This is a genomic window from Clostridium manihotivorum (genome assembly GCF_004015185.1).
In the GTDB taxonomy this organism is placed as follows: Bacteria; Bacillota; Clostridia; order Clostridiales; family Clostridiaceae; genus Clostridium_AR; species Clostridium_AR manihotivorum.
This window is the reverse complement of record NZ_CP025746.1, coordinates 1,252,647-1,269,180: the sequence shown is the minus strand read 5'-3', so window position 1 is coordinate 1,269,180 and position 16,534 is coordinate 1,252,647. Positions and strand designations below refer to the sequence as shown.

Below are 16,534 nucleotides of genomic sequence, written 5' to 3'. Positions count from 1 at the left end.
CACCTCATAAATTTACTTTTTTTATAACCTTAACTGGTGGTTGTAATAAGTACTCCCAAAAAGGCTCATCACTTTTTAAAAACTTTTGCAATGGTTCCCCTTTCCAATAATAGTCTATCAACATTGATGCAATAAGAATTGATTGATTACTTATCACTAGTCCTTGAATAGTATCAATTAAAAACATATCACCTCTGAAACTATTCTCTGATTCAACCTCCCATATGTCATAGTCTTCAAGATTTACCTTCATTAAAGAACATAATTGATTGAATCTATCAATATTATCAAGTGAAAAAATAGCATTTACTCTAGATGGCAAATTCTTATCAATTGCTTGTCTACCTTTTTCTAACAATAATTCAGTTATTGGGTATATATATGTATAACCACCACCTACTGCAAAGTAATGTTCTCCATGTACACACACACCATTTGTAAATGTATTATTGAAGTAATCTTGTAACATACTAGATGTATATTCATCCATGCATTGTATATTATCAATATGCCTTGATTGAATTACTTGACCTTGACTTAAATAACCTTTCCTTGCCATATGGTAAAATTTCATAATAACACCACCATTCTACAATGTATATATTAATTGTAAGTTTATTTCAGCATCAATGCAATATCATATTAAAAAGTATCCCTTAATATACTTATAACTAGCAATCTAGCTAGTTATCAATTTCTGTATAACTTATATGTGGTTTAAACACAATATTAATTATCTATATTGTTATAATTAATGAAGTTACTGTATAATGACTTCCTTTCTTATTTTTTATAATTCCTACTGATGATTGGTTAACACTGTGAATGAAATCAAACTGATACCTACTAAAATCAAATATTTTACTTATGAGCTAAAGCCCAGCCTTCAGCCTAATGGCTTCAGGCACAACTGTTAAATAATTATTATGTTTATGCTTGTTTATTAAAACAAATATTTAAGATTGTGCCTTATTTTTGTTGTAAGCCTTTAGGCTTTGCCCTTTAGGGCATGTCTTCTTATGTGTACACTACATATACTTATATAGGGAACATAGCTATAAACCAGCAATAGTGCCAAAGTGCTAGGCTAAAATGTCTAGTTAATTATTAATAATAGTGCTAGAATGTCTAGTTGATTATGTTAATTAGATTAAGAAGTTATAAACACCATCAATTTAAAAATCAATCTCTATTGAACCTATTTCAGTATCTTTGCATCTTTACATATTTGCTTTAAACTTTCTATAGGTTTCTTATTTTTAATTCTTAATTTCCTACTATCTTCCCATGCTTCAGCACTCTCAAATAGTTCTTCTAGCCATTTGAGTCCTGAAGGAGTAACCCCTTTATAAAATACTTTAGGATTAAGAAAAAAAGCATCTTTTTTACCTATTCCAGCAACACAAAAAACACAGTGTCCATTTAAAGTTGTTTTTCTAAGTTCATCAAAAAGCCTTGAAGCTTTAGTAATATCATATTTTAGTATTTTGCATATATCCTGTATTGTTAATGGTTGCAAATAATTTTTATATTCCTGTTCAGGATTTAAACATAACAAACTATATTCATAGTTTATATAGGGTAACAGACCAATTAAATAACCTAATTGCTTATGTTCTCTATTTTCTGCTCTACTATATATGTCCTGTAAATATGGAACTGATACTCTTATACTATTTCTTTTATAATAAGCTGGAAGTTTACCCTTACATGCAATTAACTTATTTACTTTAATAGCCTTAGCACCTTCTATAACCTCATATTCCAGTATTCCAGTATCAAAACAAGTCTTTTTAAATTGCCTTAGTTGCTTTGAAGCCAGTCCCATAACTTCTATCAAATCCCTTTCTTCTATAAATCTTGTTATTTTCTTACTGGATGCATCAAACACAAGTATATTATTGAAATCCATATAAGTAGTTAAATATGCCATTCTAAAGGCAAAAGCAGAATCAAACTTTCCTGAATCACTCAAGCATACACTAACAGTATTAATGTATTGCTGTTGTATAAAATCCCCACCTAGCATTTCTTTAACTTCTAGGTTTGTCCAGTGTTTTTGTTGCTTTCTTCTAAATGCATCCCTTTGCTTTGACTTCTTTAGTGTTTCTTCTGCTAAAAAACATTCCCTTAACTGCTCATTTGTGAAGTATTCTCCTGTTTTGATATCTACAAACTCTTGACTAAATTCATTATTTAACATAATCAAACTCCTTGTATTAATAAATTGTAGAAACTTCAGTCCCTACATACTACAAATTAAATACTGGAGTTCATTTGTGACATTATAATGGACAAATAACAATTTAACTACTAATTAATTTTGAAAAATATTTTGTTAGTTCTTGTTTTTCTCATGTGCTAATCCTCCTAACACTTCTTCAATTGTTTTAGATTTCTTGCTTAAGTATGTTTCAGATAGATTTTTATATAATGCTATAACCCCTTTCTCAGTTATAAGTGTTTTAATATCATTAATTACATAATTTCCTTTACTATATGTATAAGGCTTTGCAATAATATATCCTTTATTCAGCATCATTTGTCTTGGAATATTCTTTCTAGTCAACCAACCTATTTCTCTTAAATATTGGAACATATTATTTCTACCCAATCCTTTAATCCCAAAAGCTTTTGAAACTGCTTCAACATCAAATCCTTCAGTTATTTCAAACATTATTTCAAATGCTCTTGCCTTTTCATGGTTTTGTTCAGCAAATTCCTTTACTTTGGAATTTTCTAATAGTAAAAGTTCTCTTTCTTCTTCAGCTTGAGCTAATTGTAGTAATGCTTCTCTATATGTAGTTGGAAGCTTCATCTGTTGATTATTTAAAGTTTCCTCCATTTTATAGAACTGCTCTATATATGTTGCTGAAAATAAAATACCCTTTTCACCTGTCATTTTATTAGCAACCATATCACAGCCTTTTTTAGTTAATAGGTAACATCTATATGCTTTTCCAGTTCCAGTTATATAACTACTTTCTAGAAAAAACTTATCAGAACTCAAATTTGAGTTTTGACTTATAACTTTACTATATCCATCTATATCTCTTACTAAATTGTTATGTGCTTTCCCTATCACTTCAGCTATTTCCCTACTATCTACCATCAAAACCCCATTAATACTGTGTATTACTAAATTATTCATTTGTATTCCCCCTGATTATTTTATTTTCAAAGGATATATTAAATAACTTATCTTATTTGTGACATTTAAATATTTTTTAACTTAATTACTATGATAAAAAGTTAAATCCACTTTCACTGGATCTTTCAAATCTAAACTAACAGGTATAACAGCTTGTCTAAATGGGTAAAATATAAATAATTATAGTTTGAGATTAACTTCCATAGAAAATATGAGTTGTTCTACTAGCTTTGCAATTGGTTTTATGACAATTCAAATTTATCAAATAAAATAATTCACTATTAAAGTTACAACCTTTTAATTTGGGAGGTACTTATATGCCTAGAAAACTTACTATGGAATATGTAAGAGAATATGTGGAGAAATTTTCAGATTGCATTCTATTATCCAGTATATATAAATCAAATTCTACAAAGATGTTATTTAAATGTAAGTGTGGTAATGTGTTTAAAAAAGCTTTTGTAAAATTCAAAGACAGTGGTCAAATAACTTGTCCCAAATGTGCTACCAAAAGAAGCCCTCAGTGCAAGCCAATATCTAATGAAGTATTTTTAAATAGAGTACATGAACAGGTTAGTAATGAATATTCATTTCTTGAACCCTACATAAATGCAAGAACAAAAATTAAAGTTAAGCATAATATCTGTGGTTATGAGTATTTAGTTACACCTGATAAATTTTTAATGCAACATAGAAGGTGTCCTAAGTGTAATGGGTGTGTATGGAAAACAGAAGATTCATTCAAGAAAGAAATCTTAATTAAGTTTAATGGAGAATATGAGCTTGCTGGAGTATACAATGGTGCAAGAACAAGAACACAACTTAAGCACACTACCTGTGGACATATATTTGAAGTTTCACCTGATAGCTTCCTAAGGGGATTAAGTGCCTGTCATAAATGTAATACAAGCTTTGGTGAAAAGAGGATAATAACTTTTTTAGAAAACAATGGTATAAGCTACAAACATCAATATAGCTTTGAAGGATTAAAAAGGCACTTATTTGATTTTGTATTGAGAAATAATAATGGAAATGTACTTGCTATTGAATTTGATGGAATACAACACTTTAAACCAGTTAAATATTTTGGTGGTAAAGATAAGCTTAAAATTCAGAATTTAAGGGATAAATTAAAAGATGACTTTTGTAGAATAAATAACATAAAACTTATAAGAATCCCATATTGGGAAGCTAACAACATTGAAATTATACTTAAAGAAGTTCTTCAAACTTTTTATTTAAATGATACTTTGAAATCATCACTCTTATCTAATACACAAAACTAACTTATATTTATATATTCAGAGTTAATACTTTTCATTTTCTACATTTTAAAGTATATTCTTTTCATATGAAGTATTTATTAAGCTATAAAATATAATAATTTAGATTTTGCTATTTACCTTTGCTTGTACATATGCCTATTGTTTGGGAATCCAGTGGACACCTCCTGAAGGGCATAGAAACCTTACTTCAGTTAAGCAAGGTATTATTGTTTGGTGTATCAGAGTTGTACCCTTTCAAACATCTGTATCAGCATTACAGCCTTAATTGCTCCATTCCTACCCTAGAACAACAATTACATGGTAATCTTACTATAATCTTGCCAAGTCATATGACTTCAGGACATCCAGCCTAATGTTTTTGTTAACCCTGAATCCATTCAATCAGGGGATTTGTGCTTTCTTGATACAGTAAAAAAGCACAGAACTATCCCTTACCCTTTAGTAACTTTTTTCATACTGTGGGGGGATGTAGCACCATTCCTGATAGGTTATTTTATTATGTGATTAATCCTATCTCAACACATACTTAAATGTCATTGAAACATGTTTCTGAACATGCTAAAATGAACTTAAGATTTTCTATATTCAATTATGCTAGTTGGTATCTAAAATCTTGCTGGGATTGGTGTTGGTAGCACCTTTCCCTTTATTTTTTATTCTTAAAATATTGTTGTTTCTTATTAATTTTGGGTGCAACATCATCTATTATTGCAACAACATCAGTAAGTCTTGCATTATAGTATTTATTTAATTCATGCAGTGTTGAATGTCCTGTTACCCTTTTAAGAATCAAAGGACTAACATTTGCATTTACTGAATTTGTTATAAATGTGTGTCTAAATAAGTGTAATGAACACTTTTCAATCCCCCTTTCATTGCAATATCTTTTAATTTGTTTCTGTAAAGTTGACCTTTCCATTTGAGTATTAAAAACTGTTGGGAATAGGTATCCTTCCCCCTCCCCCTCCCTAACTTCCAAGTATTCTTCTAACACCTCACAAAGTGAAGTTGAAATTGGTACATATCTAGGCTTTTTACTTTTTGTTCTATTAACAGCAATACTTCTATTAATTAGATCAACAGACTGTACAATTAAATTTCTTAATTCTGTTGCTCTTATAGCTGTAGATGCTAATGTCCAAATTATTGCCCAATCTCTAATTTCAACAAAATTACTTTTCTTTGGCTTTTCCAATAACACTTCTATTTCTTCAGGAGTATATATTTCTTTAAAAGTTTCTTGTACCTTTAAATAAGGAAACTGAAAATCTTTATAAATATATCCCTTTTTGAATCCATATTTAATTACAGGACTTACATTTTGCATATAAGAGTTAATTGTGATATTGTTTTTTATCTCTTTAATCTGTTGTAAATAGCTTATATAATCCTCCATAAGTTCAAAATCTATAATTTCACAGGTTGGATTGTTCTTTCCTGTTTTATAGCAAAGGAATTCTAGAAAATATTTATTGTGGTGTCTATATGTTCTTAAAGTGTCTACTGCCCTTCCTTTAATTTCTGCTGACTTATAAAATTGTTCAAATAATGTTTCATATAATACTGATTCCTTGCCTTTTTGTTTAAATAACCTTGTCCCTCTGAAATCTCCTTTTTGCATTTCTTGATTACCTCCTAAAAATAATGAAATAAAAGAAAAAAGCCCTTATGACATATCATGTAATTAAACATGTCATAAAGACTTTTTATATAACTAATATTCACTTATATTTCACAGTTATTTCATTGATATTTCCTTGTATTTCAAAGGTTTCAACTGATTTCACTGCTTAGAACAGTCTATTCCCACTCAATAGTTGCTGGTGGTTTTGAAGTTACGTCATAAACAATTCTGTTTACTCCTTGAACTTCATTGACTATTCTTCTAGATACCTTATCTAGTACTTCGTATGGTATATGAGCCCAGTTTGAAGTCATTCCGTCTGATGAGGTTACTGCTCTTAAAGCTATAGTATGGCAGTAAGTTCTTTCATCTCCCATAACTCCTACGCTTCTTATGTCAGGTAATACAGCAAAGTATTGCCATATCTTGCCTTCAAGGCCAGCAAGAGCTATTTCTTCTCTGTATATAGCGTCTGCTTCTCTTACTATATGAAGCTTTTCTTCAGTAACTTCACCTAGTACTCTTATTGCAAGACCTGGTCCTGGGAAAGGCTGTCTCCATACTAAGTTATGAGGTATACCTAGCTCTTCACCTACAGCTCTAACTTCATCCTTAAATAATTCTCTTAATGGTTCTATAAGCTCAAAATCTATATCTTCTGGAAGTCCACCTACGTTATGGTGACTCTTTATAACTGCAGAAGTTCCTGTTCCACTTTCAACTACATCTGGATATATAGTTCCTTGAACTAAGAATTTAGCTTCACCTATCTTGTTAGCTTCTTCTTCAAATACTCTTATGAATTCTTCTCCGATTATCTTTCTCTTTGTTTCAGGGTCAGCTTGACCTGCAAGTTTTGATAAGAATCTTTCTTGAGCATTTACTCTTATAAGGTTCATATCAAATTGCTCACTGAAGATCTTTTCTACTTGATCCCCTTCATCTTTTCTAAGTAGACCGTGGTCAACAAATATACAAGTTAATTGCTTACCAACAGCTTTATGAACTAAAACCGCTGCAACAGATGAATCAACACCACCAGAAAGTGCACAGATAAGCTTCTTGTCGCCAACTATTTCTTTTATTTCTTGTATCTTCTCTTCTGCAAAAGAAGCCATAGACCAAGACTTAGAAAGTCCACATATGTCATATAAGAAGTTCTCAAACATTTTCTTACCAAATGGAGTATGCTCAACTTCTGGATGGAACTGAACACCGTAAAGCTTCTTATCTTCATTTTCCATTGCTGCTATAGGACAAACATCTGTATGACCAACTATCTTAAAGCCCTTAGGAGCTTCGGCAATATAGTCTGTATGACTCATCCAACAAGTCTCACTACCATCTATTCCCTTAAATAATCTTGATTGATTATCTAAATTCACATTAGTTTTTCCATATTCTCTAACTGGAGCTGTTGCAACTTTTCCTTCTAGCTTATGTGCCATTAATTGGTCACCGTAGCATATTCCTAATACAGGTACTCCTATATTAAAGATTTCTCTATCAATGGATGGAGAGTCTTCTCCATAAACACTATTAGGACCTCCAGTAAATATTAAGGCGCTAGGGTTCTTTTCTCTTATCTTTTCTAAACTATAAGTGTAAGGTATTATTTCACAATAAACTCCGCATTCTCTTACTCTTCTTGCGATAAGCTGATTATATTGTCCACCAAAATCCACTACCAAAACAATTTCTCTATTCATTGGTTTCCTCCATTTTAGGTATGAAATTAGATCTCTATATTAAAAATTTTAATAACAGTTAAATAAGTCATAGATACCAGGTATGGTATGAAACAATAATATTAAAATAGTTATATTATAGCTTCACTTCAGCACCAGGCATCTTTTTTTTATACATACTTTATACGTACCATTCCGAACTATTAATATAATTATTTCAAATACTTTCGTATATCCACTAACAATTATATTCGAACCTTAGGTATATATCAAGTTATTTAATTATTGATTTACACTGTAATTTGGAGCTTCTTTAGTTATGTTAATATCATGTGGGTGACTTTCTCTAAGACCAGCTGAAGTTTGAACTACAAATCTAGCATTTTCAAAAAGATCTTCTAGTGTCTTTGCACCAAGGTAACCCATACCTGATTTAATGCCACCAACTAATTGATATATTGTTTCTGATAAATATCCTTTGTAAGCAACTCTTCCTTCAACACCTTCTGGTACAAGTTTCTTGCTTCCTTCTTGGAAGTATCTATCCTTGCTTCCTGCAGCCATGGCTGAAAGTGATCCCATACCTCTATAAACCTTGTAGTTTCTTCCTTGATATATTTCCATTTCCCCTGGAGCTTCCTCACATCCAGCAAGTAATGACCCCATCATTACAGTAGTTGCACCAGCAGCTAAAGCCTTAACTACATCTCCAGAATACTTTATTCCTCCATCAGCTATAACTGGAACTCCGTACTTTCTTCCTTCTTCAGCACAATCCATAACAGCAGTAAGCTGTGGTACTCCAACACCGGATACAACTCTTGTAGTACAGATTGATCCAGGTCCTATGCCTACCTTAACACAGTCTGCACCAGCTTCTATAAGATCTCTTGTTGCTTCTGCAGTAGCTACGTTACCAGCTATAACTTGTAACTCTGGATATAAGTTCTTTATTGTTCTAACAGCATCTAAAACTCCCTTAGAATGTCCATGAGCTGTATCTATAGTTATTACGTCAACTTGAGCCTTAACTAATGCATCAACTCTTTCTACCATATCTCCAGTAACCCCTACAGCTGCTCCACATAAAAGTCTTCCTTTTTCGTCCTTAGCCGCATTTGGGAATACTCTTGCTTTTTCAATATCCTTTATTGTTATAAGACCTTTTAAGAATCCTTCACTGTCTACTAGAGGAAGCTTTTCAATCTTGTGTTTCTTAAGTATTTCCTTAGCCTCATCTATTGTAGTATTTTCTGCTGCAGTTATAAGATTTTCTTTAGTCATAAGCTCATCTATTGGTCTATCAAAGTTTGTTTCAAATAATATATCTCTATTAGTTATTATTCCAATTAGCTTTCCATCTTCAGTTATAGGCACTCCAGAGATTCTGTATTGAGCCATAAGTTCATTTGCTTCTCTTATGGTGTGGTTTCTTGATAGGAATATAGGATCTGTTATAACTCCATTTTCCTGTCTCTTTACTCTATCAACCTCTTTTGCTTGTTCCTCTATGGACATGTTTTTATGAATTATACCTATTCCGCCTTCTCTTGCTATAGCAATAGCCATCTTTGCTTCAGTAACAGTATCCATACCTGCACTTAAAAGCGGTATATTAAGTTTTATCTTCTTAGTAAGTTGAGTTTTAGTCTCCACTTGATTAGGTAATATTTCTGATTTGTGTGGTACAAGAAGTACGTCATCAAAGGTATATCCAGTTTTCCATATTGTAGCCATTCCTGATCCTCCTAATTTAAATAATAAATTTCATTTTTAATATTTCTTGCAAGTCAAATTGCATTTATGTACTATAATTAACAAATCCTATAATTTAAAACAAAAAAAGCATATCAACTCCAAGTGAAGTCAATACGCTATAAAAGATTATAGTATACCAATTTCACTCATAGTCGGGAATTTACGGTTTCCGGTAGAGACTCCTTGCCTTATCCAAGGGATATACGAGTAAATAGCTTTATCTTATTTAAATTTTATTTAATTATAGAATATGCAGCGAGGCTTGTCAATTATTATTGAAATTTTTGTTTTGATGATAAAAATATGATTTATTTTATTCATAACTTCTATCAGATAGATGTTTATCCCTTCACTTCATACATAAATTTAGTTTATCGCTTATTAAATAAATAATGTATTCTAACAATATGAATATCTTCCTAATATTAGATGCACTATATATAAGTTTAATTCTTTATCTCCTATTAAAATTTACTTGTATCATTAATTATTAAAATAAATTAGACTAATTGCAATAACAAATTGAACTAATTTCTATTTATGATACAAACACTTGCATTTACTTAGAGTTTATAAATTTGATCCAGGTGTGATTCAAACAGTTCCTCAGGAGTTTTGTAGTTAAGTATTCTCCTAGGAAGAGTATTCATCCATTCTTCTATGAAAGCAATTTCATCAGAAGTATAGTTTGAAATACGGTTACCCTTCGGGATAAAACGACGTATCAGACCATTATGACGCTCATTAGTACCTTTTTCAAAAGATGAGTATGGATGAGTAAAATATACCTTTGTATCAGTTTCATTTTCAAGTGTGGATAAGTTAGCAAATTCTGAACCATTATCACCAGTTATAGTTTTAAAAACTTGGCTAAACTGGTCGCCAAATAAACTGCGTACTCTATTTAGAGCATCAGTAACAGCTTCAGCGGTTTTAGCTGCAATGTTTACAACCATAGCATATCTAGTTTTACGTTCAACTATTGTAAGAAGTGCGTTATCATTATTGGATTTTTCGCCAATAACAGTATCTATTTCCCAATGACCAAACTCATTACGAGTGTTTATCTCTACTGGGCGATCTGATATGCTAGAACCAAGTTTCTTCTTGTGCTTTTTAACCCTAGCAGGCTTTGTATTTCTACGTAGCTTTATTGGTAAATCAGTATTTTTTACATCTAATAAGCCAAGATCTATATAGTTATACAATGTTTTTGTGCAGACCATTTGAGATCGCTCAAAACTACCGTTAGCGATAGCTCTACCAACACAAGCATCTGGTGACCATGAAGCATTTTTAATTTTATCCACAGTATACTTGATAAATTCACTGCATTTTAAGCGTTTAAAAGTACTGCAGCAGTTTATGCGATTCTTTTTATATACTGCTTCGCCAGTATCGGCAAGGTATATTTCAATGTGCTTTCCTTGCTTAATTTGAATGGTAGTTCCACGACGAATTTCATTTAAAACAGTGTTGATTGGTCTACCTAGTTCCTTTGCTATCCTATAAGCTGAATGGCCATCTTTTATACGAAGCTGGATAATCATACGCTCTTTAAAATTCAAATGTTTATTTTTACGTGATTCTGTGTTATTATTTTGATAGTCCATAGTGATTATCCTCCGTGTATGTTTTGGTTTGGCAATTAAATCATAACACAGAATAATCCACTATGGATTTTTTTATTAGTTCAATTTCATTTTACAACAGGTCTTAAAATAAATTATTATTTTAACAAAAGAAAAAAAACACTCATAAAATATTCTAATATTTTAATGAGTGTTTTTTTATCTCTATTCTCTGTATCTTAAAATAAATCAGGTGCTTCAACTATATTATATTGAAAGTCTTGAGATACACTAGTTCCTATTTTACAATTATCATAAATGGTTACTCCAGTGCTAGGCACAGTACCATTGTACCCATTCTTGTAGGTATAATTAATAATATAGTAACTATCAGCCAAAGTAGAACTAGCAGCTATCGGTACTGTAATGCTTATATTTTTCATAGATTTATCATAATCAGAAGTACCTGAGGTTTCTACGCTTGTAGCTACATTACTACTACTTATTAGTACCAATTTATTATCACTACCAACCTTGTATAAATCCACATTTACACCATAGTGAGAATCTAAGTAAAAATTGGATGTTTTGGTACTATTTATATTAAGCTCAACATTAGTTTGCTGTCCACTTGTTTTTATAAGAGCTCCAGCACTTGTTATTGCTCCACTAGTAGTCCCATAGTTACTAATACTATTTAATATATAACTCTCTCCTATAATACCTGAACTAGCCGTATCTATTTTGTTAGGCATAAATATACCTTGCTCTATTGCATAATCATTTAAAACCTTCAATGGTATAGAGGCGAAGTTTGTGCTCATAGGTATCCCCTCTAAATCACTATAATTTAACACACAGTTATTTAAATCAAAGTTACCCAACTGAGTTGCTTTAATATAACTTGTTGTTGTTTTAGGCATTCCAATATAACTAGCTGATGAGCTATTATAGGTATAAAAAAGTTTAATTGATTTGTTAGATGTTGTGGTACCATCTTCATATTGTATTCCAGTAGGAAGTGTCTCATCCACACTTCCATTTAAAATCAAATCACTATTCACAACATTATATAAATAAAGTACATCTTGACTTTGAACTAACTTATTAAAATCAGTTCCATTGGTTGAAGCTACTGATTTAATTACATCATCATTTGTATCATCACCTGCACAAATAGTCGCTATATTCAAGTTTTTATCACTCTTTATAACATTAGCCATTTCTATAGCATATTGTGAAGCTTTGTTAGCATCATTACCATAAGTTAATGGATTTGTTCCGTCATCACTGGAATTAGGACTATTGTTATCTAAAGCTTCGTAATAAGCCTGGGAACCGTCAGCACTACTAGTATAAGTATAATAATTAGGATTATTTTCTCCAAATACTATTATGCTTCTACTTACATCATTCCCATCATTTAATACAAACATCGCTTTTCTTAGTCCATCACCTAAATTAGATCCATTTTGACTAGTAATTCTACTTACAGCATTCTTTATGGAACTACTGCTTGTAGCACTTTGAAAGTAAATCGGAGTTGTAGTTCCAAAATTACTTATGGAAGCCCCCTGTCCATAGGTAACCAAAGCAATTTTAACATCAGTGGCTCTGGAAAACTGGTCTATAAATGAGTTTATATAATCCTTTTTACTATACTGAGAGTCAACAACCAAAACTATTTCCTTTGGCTTCCTGATATAGTTCATTAGAATTGCCTGTGGAGTTATAGCGTAATCAACCTCTTGTAATTTATTAGTATTAACATGATCTGAATACCCAGGTAAACTTCTCTGCAGATTAAAACCTATGCTCATTTTACTAGCGGTGTATTGAACCGTAGGCAAGGCCTGAGTTGCTGTACTACCATCAGTAGCAGTATAAGTTATATTCCAATTCTGACCTAATGTATAACTTCCACTTTTATTAGCTTTAAAGTTAAAAATCACATCAAATCCTTGTGCTTCGTATCTATTATTTGCTGCATTAAAGGTATAGGATATATTATTATATTGCTTACTATAAGTGCTTCCATTTATAGCGACATCTACTGTTGACCCTGTATAAACGATATTAGAAGGAAGCGTAAAGTTAAACTTTACATTTTCAACGCTATAATCTGCTCTTATATTATCTGCAATCCTGCCATAAACATCATCTATAGCAGTCGCGCTATTTGCGCTAAAACACAGCCCCCCCGCTTCGGTTGCTATCTGTTGCATCTTATCAGCAGAACTTCCATCACTATAAGCTATCTCATAGCTAGAATAGTTGGAGCTTGCTATTTGCTTAGCCATAACTTTTGCATATCCAAGTCCTCTGCCTTTTTCAGAAGTATTATAATATCCATTATCATCTGATCCATTTCCTCCTATAACGTTAGAATCTGAATCTGTTAAACTAGTATAATACCCATATGCTGTCTGTCTATATTGATAGTAGTAATTATAAGCTGTCCATGTTTGAACATCTGAAGTTATATTCCAATTACTATTAAAGTTATATAAAGTAGGTTCCCCATCAGACATCAATATTACGTATTTTCTTGTATTTGTAGACCTTGTGCCGCTTAGTATATTTAGTGCCGATCTTATACCATCACCAGTATTTGTTCCACCAGAAGCCATGAGACTATTTATTTTAAAATTCAATTGGTCTTTTTCTGAGGCTATTGACGGAGACAGCAAGCTAGTGCTATTACCATCATAATTAGCGTAGGTTGAGTATGTTGCAATGGCTATCTTAGTATTTGCTGTATTAGAAAACTTATTAACAAAGTTTGTTGCCGCAGTCTTTAGTGCAGCCATTCTTGTACTACTTCCCATAGTACTCTTCATACTTCCCGATGTATCCAATACTAATACAATCTCTTTATTGCTAATAACATTTATATCCCCAATTGCCAAAGGTTGTGGCTGAACGTGATAGGTAACAGTAACATCTTCATAAACCTTACCTTGACTCTTAGTTATCACAGGATCTGATATTATTAAAACTGGTTTTTTAGGCTGAGTTACGTCCCCTAAAGCTTTTGTATAATTTAGTATTGGTATCAAAGACAACACAAATATAAAAGCTATAATATAAGTAAAAAATCTTCTTCTTTTCTTAATTAAATTCATTTCATCACCACCTACTATGGTTTATGATAGTAACTATTCAGCTATAGCATATAATTTTATTTTTGATAAAATTTTAGATATGACAAATAGGGGTATCAAAGTCCTTAATACCCCTTAAATAATCTTATCTAAGCCAAGGTCGGATCAACTGGATTTTCTGTAAATGTAGAGTTTATACACTTAAGTGCATTCATGCCTTGCTTTCGCACCGTGGATACATATCCACGAATACGAGTAAATGCTTTAGCGCCACTAACACTTCTAAAGGTTCCAGAGATTTTTTGTTTAACCTTAGCCATTCGCAGATCTCGTTCTGCTAGATTATTATCAAAAGGTATATCAAAGTCATGCATGAAAGCAAGTATCTGTTCTCTATAAGTACTTAATCTATTTAATAAATTAAGGCTAGCACTTTTCTTTGCTTTCTTTTTAGCATAAGACTCACTATTGGCAATATAATCTTCTTTGAAACCATCTTCTAAGATTTGAGTATATCTTTTTTCGAAAGCTTCTATTTTATCTAAGGTTAAAGCATTAGCAATATTCCAATTTAAATCTACTTCTTTCTTTATCTCAATTAGTAGATTTTTCATTGGTTCAGCCCATGATTGTTTTTCTAGATCAGAGATACCATTTAGTTCTCTGAGAATATGGGCGTTACACAGAGAGTGATCACAATCTGTGTATTGAAGATATGTTTTCCAGCAGTCATGGACTGCTGTTCCGATGAAATTAGGTAAAATACCTATAGAGTCAACAGCTTCTTTTCCACGCTTTTCATGTGCTTCATAATATGTATATCTCTCGTTTGAAGCAACATGTAACCATTGACGCTTTTTATCTATAGCCAAACCTGTTTCATCAAAATGTACAGCACCTTGAGAATTAATTAATGATGCTTTTATATTTTTCTCAATAGGTTTCAAGTTTTCATGACAAGATTCATTAAAATTAACCATTGATCCTTGACTTAAATTTATATCAAATAAATCTGAAATTAACTCTGCACCACGTTTATACGGAATCAATTGATACTGAGTTAAATAAACAGATACAGCCTTTATCTTTTCTCCATATTGTACTGTATTGGTTATTCCCTCTGGGAATTTACCGGTATTTTTTCTTCTACATTTTGGACACTTTTTAATTTCTGCTCTATGTTCAACAACTTTAACTTCTATCTCTGGTATATCAACTACTTGGCGGATAATATTTCTCTCCGATTTTACATCCTGTAAAGATGTTCCGCAGATATCACACTTATCTACTGTGTGTATGATTATTTCGTCAGGATTATCATTGAGTTCAAGAGTCTTTCCCTCATGACCTTCTTGACCACCGGGGATTTTTATCTGTCTTCACTCTTAAACTTTTAGTTTTCTTTTTAAAACCGTCTGATGATGGTGGTTTACTACTGTTATTACTATTTTTATTAACTTGGCTTTCTAGTGATTTAACACGATTTGAAAGGGCTTTATTATCCTTCGATAGTGTTTCTACTTGAGAATTTAAACTCTTGATTTCATTAGTAAGTTCTCTAATAACACTCATGACTTGTGTTAATCCTTGATTATAGATTTCAATTATTTTGCCTTCACTCACGGAAGTCACCACCTTATCATTAGTTTTTTAAGACAGGCTATATAATATCAAAAACTAACAATAATAGAAAGGGGTTTATGAAAATTAATTTTATAGCCTATACTAAATTATTTGAATAGCTGAATAGTTACTTATGATATTTTTAAAGCAAGAGTTTACATATTCTCTAGCTTATATCAAGGATTAGTAACGCCCTTGTTCCTAAAGATTAATTTGCAGGAAGTGCTATAGCTTATCCCCTTATTGCTTAAGGTTATACTTACTGCAATTCCATCAGCATTATTATAATACTGACCTATAGGAGAAATTTGTATACTTTGGACATTACTAGATAAAGTTTTTGTAGTACTTCCAGTGCCATTTAAATTAGATGTAATTTCACTTAATCTTTTTGAAGTATTATCATAGTCGTATTCAACTGTTTGATTGGCATTTGCGTATAAAACCAATTTTAGACTATTAACTTGTATAGAATTTCCACTGCTTGTAGGTGCTATATTATTAATCATAGCTATAGAACTTGCCTGATTGCCATAAGTTAATAATGAATTTTGCACAATTTGCCCATCCTGTTGAAGCGCAGATCTAGTATTAGTTTCGTCCATAGTTTTACTGCTTGATAAATAAAACGAATATATTATAGAGCTTACTATTGCAATCAAAGCTAACGTTATTAGAAGTTCAATAACTGTAAATGCCTTTTTCTTAATATGCAAATCAAACACCTCT

General features: G+C 31.5%; 12 protein-coding genes and 1 riboswitch. Of the genes, 1 reads left to right on the top strand and 11 read right to left on the bottom strand.

From position 1 onward, the window contains the following. Positions 1–4: 4 nt before the first annotated feature. From C1I91_RS05570 to C1I91_RS28030, 3 genes are all read right to left on the bottom strand, one after another. Positions 5–574, bottom strand: a complete 570-nt coding sequence (locus tag C1I91_RS05570; RefSeq protein ID WP_128211899.1) for a hypothetical protein — start codon at positions 572–574, stop codon at positions 5–7. Between the two features lie 624 nt (positions 575–1,198). Then, positions 1,199–2,203: a hypothetical protein gene (locus tag C1I91_RS05565; protein WP_128211897.1), complete on the bottom strand. Its 1,005-nt coding sequence runs from the start codon at positions 2,201–2,203 to the stop codon at positions 1,199–1,201. Between the two features lie 135 nt (positions 2,204–2,338). Beyond that, positions 2,339–3,151, bottom strand: coding sequence for a Rha family transcriptional regulator (locus C1I91_RS28030; RefSeq protein WP_164880454.1), 813 nt, complete (start codon positions 3,149–3,151; stop codon positions 2,339–2,341). 317 nt (positions 3,152–3,468) lie between these two features. Between C1I91_RS28030 and C1I91_RS05555 the strand changes: the two genes are divergently transcribed. Continuing rightward, on the top strand, positions 3,469–4,437 hold the full coding sequence (locus tag C1I91_RS05555; RefSeq protein WP_128211895.1) for a hypothetical protein: 969 nt from the start codon (positions 3,469–3,471) through the stop codon (positions 4,435–4,437). A gap of 646 nt (positions 4,438–5,083) precedes the next feature. On the opposite strand, the gene C1I91_RS05550 is transcribed toward C1I91_RS05555, so the two are convergent. The 8 genes from C1I91_RS05550 to C1I91_RS05520 all read right to left on the bottom strand — a co-directional run bounded on the left by C1I91_RS05550 (position 5,084) and on the right by C1I91_RS05520 (position 16,521). Continuing rightward, a complete protein-coding gene (locus C1I91_RS05550) occupies positions 5,084–6,058 on the bottom strand; it encodes a tyrosine-type recombinase/integrase (protein ID WP_128211893.1) in 975 nt (324 codons plus the stop codon). Between the two features lie 179 nt (positions 6,059–6,237). Then, positions 6,238–7,770, bottom strand: coding sequence for a glutamine-hydrolyzing GMP synthase (guaA, locus tag C1I91_RS05545; RefSeq protein WP_128211891.1), 1,533 nt, complete (start codon positions 7,768–7,770; stop codon positions 6,238–6,240). Positions 7,771–8,031: 261 nt separating this feature from the next. Then, on the bottom strand, positions 8,032–9,486 hold the full coding sequence (gene guaB, locus C1I91_RS05540) for an IMP dehydrogenase (RefSeq protein ID WP_128211889.1): 1,455 nt from the start codon (positions 9,484–9,486) through the stop codon (positions 8,032–8,034). A gap of 150 nt (positions 9,487–9,636) precedes the next feature. After that, positions 9,637–9,734, bottom strand: a riboswitch (purine riboswitch). A gap of 336 nt (positions 9,735–10,070) precedes the next feature. After that, positions 10,071–11,120, bottom strand: a complete 1,050-nt coding sequence (locus tag C1I91_RS05535) for an IS30 family transposase (RefSeq protein WP_128211887.1) — start codon at positions 11,118–11,120, stop codon at positions 10,071–10,073. Between the two features lie 197 nt (positions 11,121–11,317). Then, a complete protein-coding gene (locus tag C1I91_RS05530) occupies positions 11,318–14,203 on the bottom strand; it encodes a vWA domain-containing protein (protein ID WP_128211885.1) in 2,886 nt (961 codons plus the stop codon). A 128-nt stretch (positions 14,204–14,331) separates the two neighbouring features. Then, complete coding sequence (gene tnpC / locus C1I91_RS05525) at positions 14,332–15,480, bottom strand: IS66 family transposase (RefSeq protein ID WP_238476024.1); 1,149 nt, start codon at positions 15,478–15,480, stop codon at positions 14,332–14,334. Positions 15,481–15,523: 43 nt separating this feature from the next. Continuing rightward, entirely contained in the window at positions 15,524–15,805 is a 282-nt protein-coding gene (locus C1I91_RS28705; RefSeq protein ID WP_238475927.1) for a DUF6444 domain-containing protein, read from the bottom strand. Positions 15,806–15,981: 176 nt separating this feature from the next. Next, positions 15,982–16,521, bottom strand: coding sequence for a prepilin-type N-terminal cleavage/methylation domain-containing protein (locus C1I91_RS05520; RefSeq protein WP_164880453.1), 540 nt, complete (start codon positions 16,519–16,521; stop codon positions 15,982–15,984). Positions 16,522–16,534 lie beyond the last annotated feature (13 nt).

Excerpts from the sequence above, each read along its gene's own strand:
- C1I91_RS05570 (WP_128211899.1), bottom strand. The coding sequence starts at position 574 with ATGAAATTTTACCATATGGCAAGGAAAGGTTATTTAAGTCAAGGTCAA.
- C1I91_RS05535 (WP_128211887.1), bottom strand. The coding sequence starts at position 11,120 with ATGGACTATCAAAATAATAACACAGAATCACGTAAAAATAAACATTTG.
- C1I91_RS05555 (WP_128211895.1), top strand. The coding sequence starts at position 3,469 with ATGCCTAGAAAACTTACTATGGAATATGTAAGAGAATATGTGGAGAAA.
- C1I91_RS05530 (WP_128211885.1), bottom strand. The coding sequence starts at position 14,203 with ATGAATTTAATTAAGAAAAGAAGAAGATTTTTTACTTATATTATAGCT.
- guaB (WP_128211889.1), bottom strand. The coding sequence starts at position 9,486 with ATGGCTACAATATGGAAAACTGGATATACCTTTGATGACGTACTTCTT.
- C1I91_RS05550 (WP_128211893.1), bottom strand. The coding sequence starts at position 6,058 with ATGCAAAAAGGAGATTTCAGAGGGACAAGGTTATTTAAACAAAAAGGC.
- C1I91_RS05565 (WP_128211897.1), bottom strand. The coding sequence starts at position 2,203 with ATGTTAAATAATGAATTTAGTCAAGAGTTTGTAGATATCAAAACAGGA.
- C1I91_RS28030 (WP_164880454.1), bottom strand. The coding sequence starts at position 3,151 with ATGAATAATTTAGTAATACACAGTATTAATGGGGTTTTGATGGTAGAT.
- guaA (WP_128211891.1), bottom strand. The coding sequence starts at position 7,770 with ATGAATAGAGAAATTGTTTTGGTAGTGGATTTTGGTGGACAATATAAT.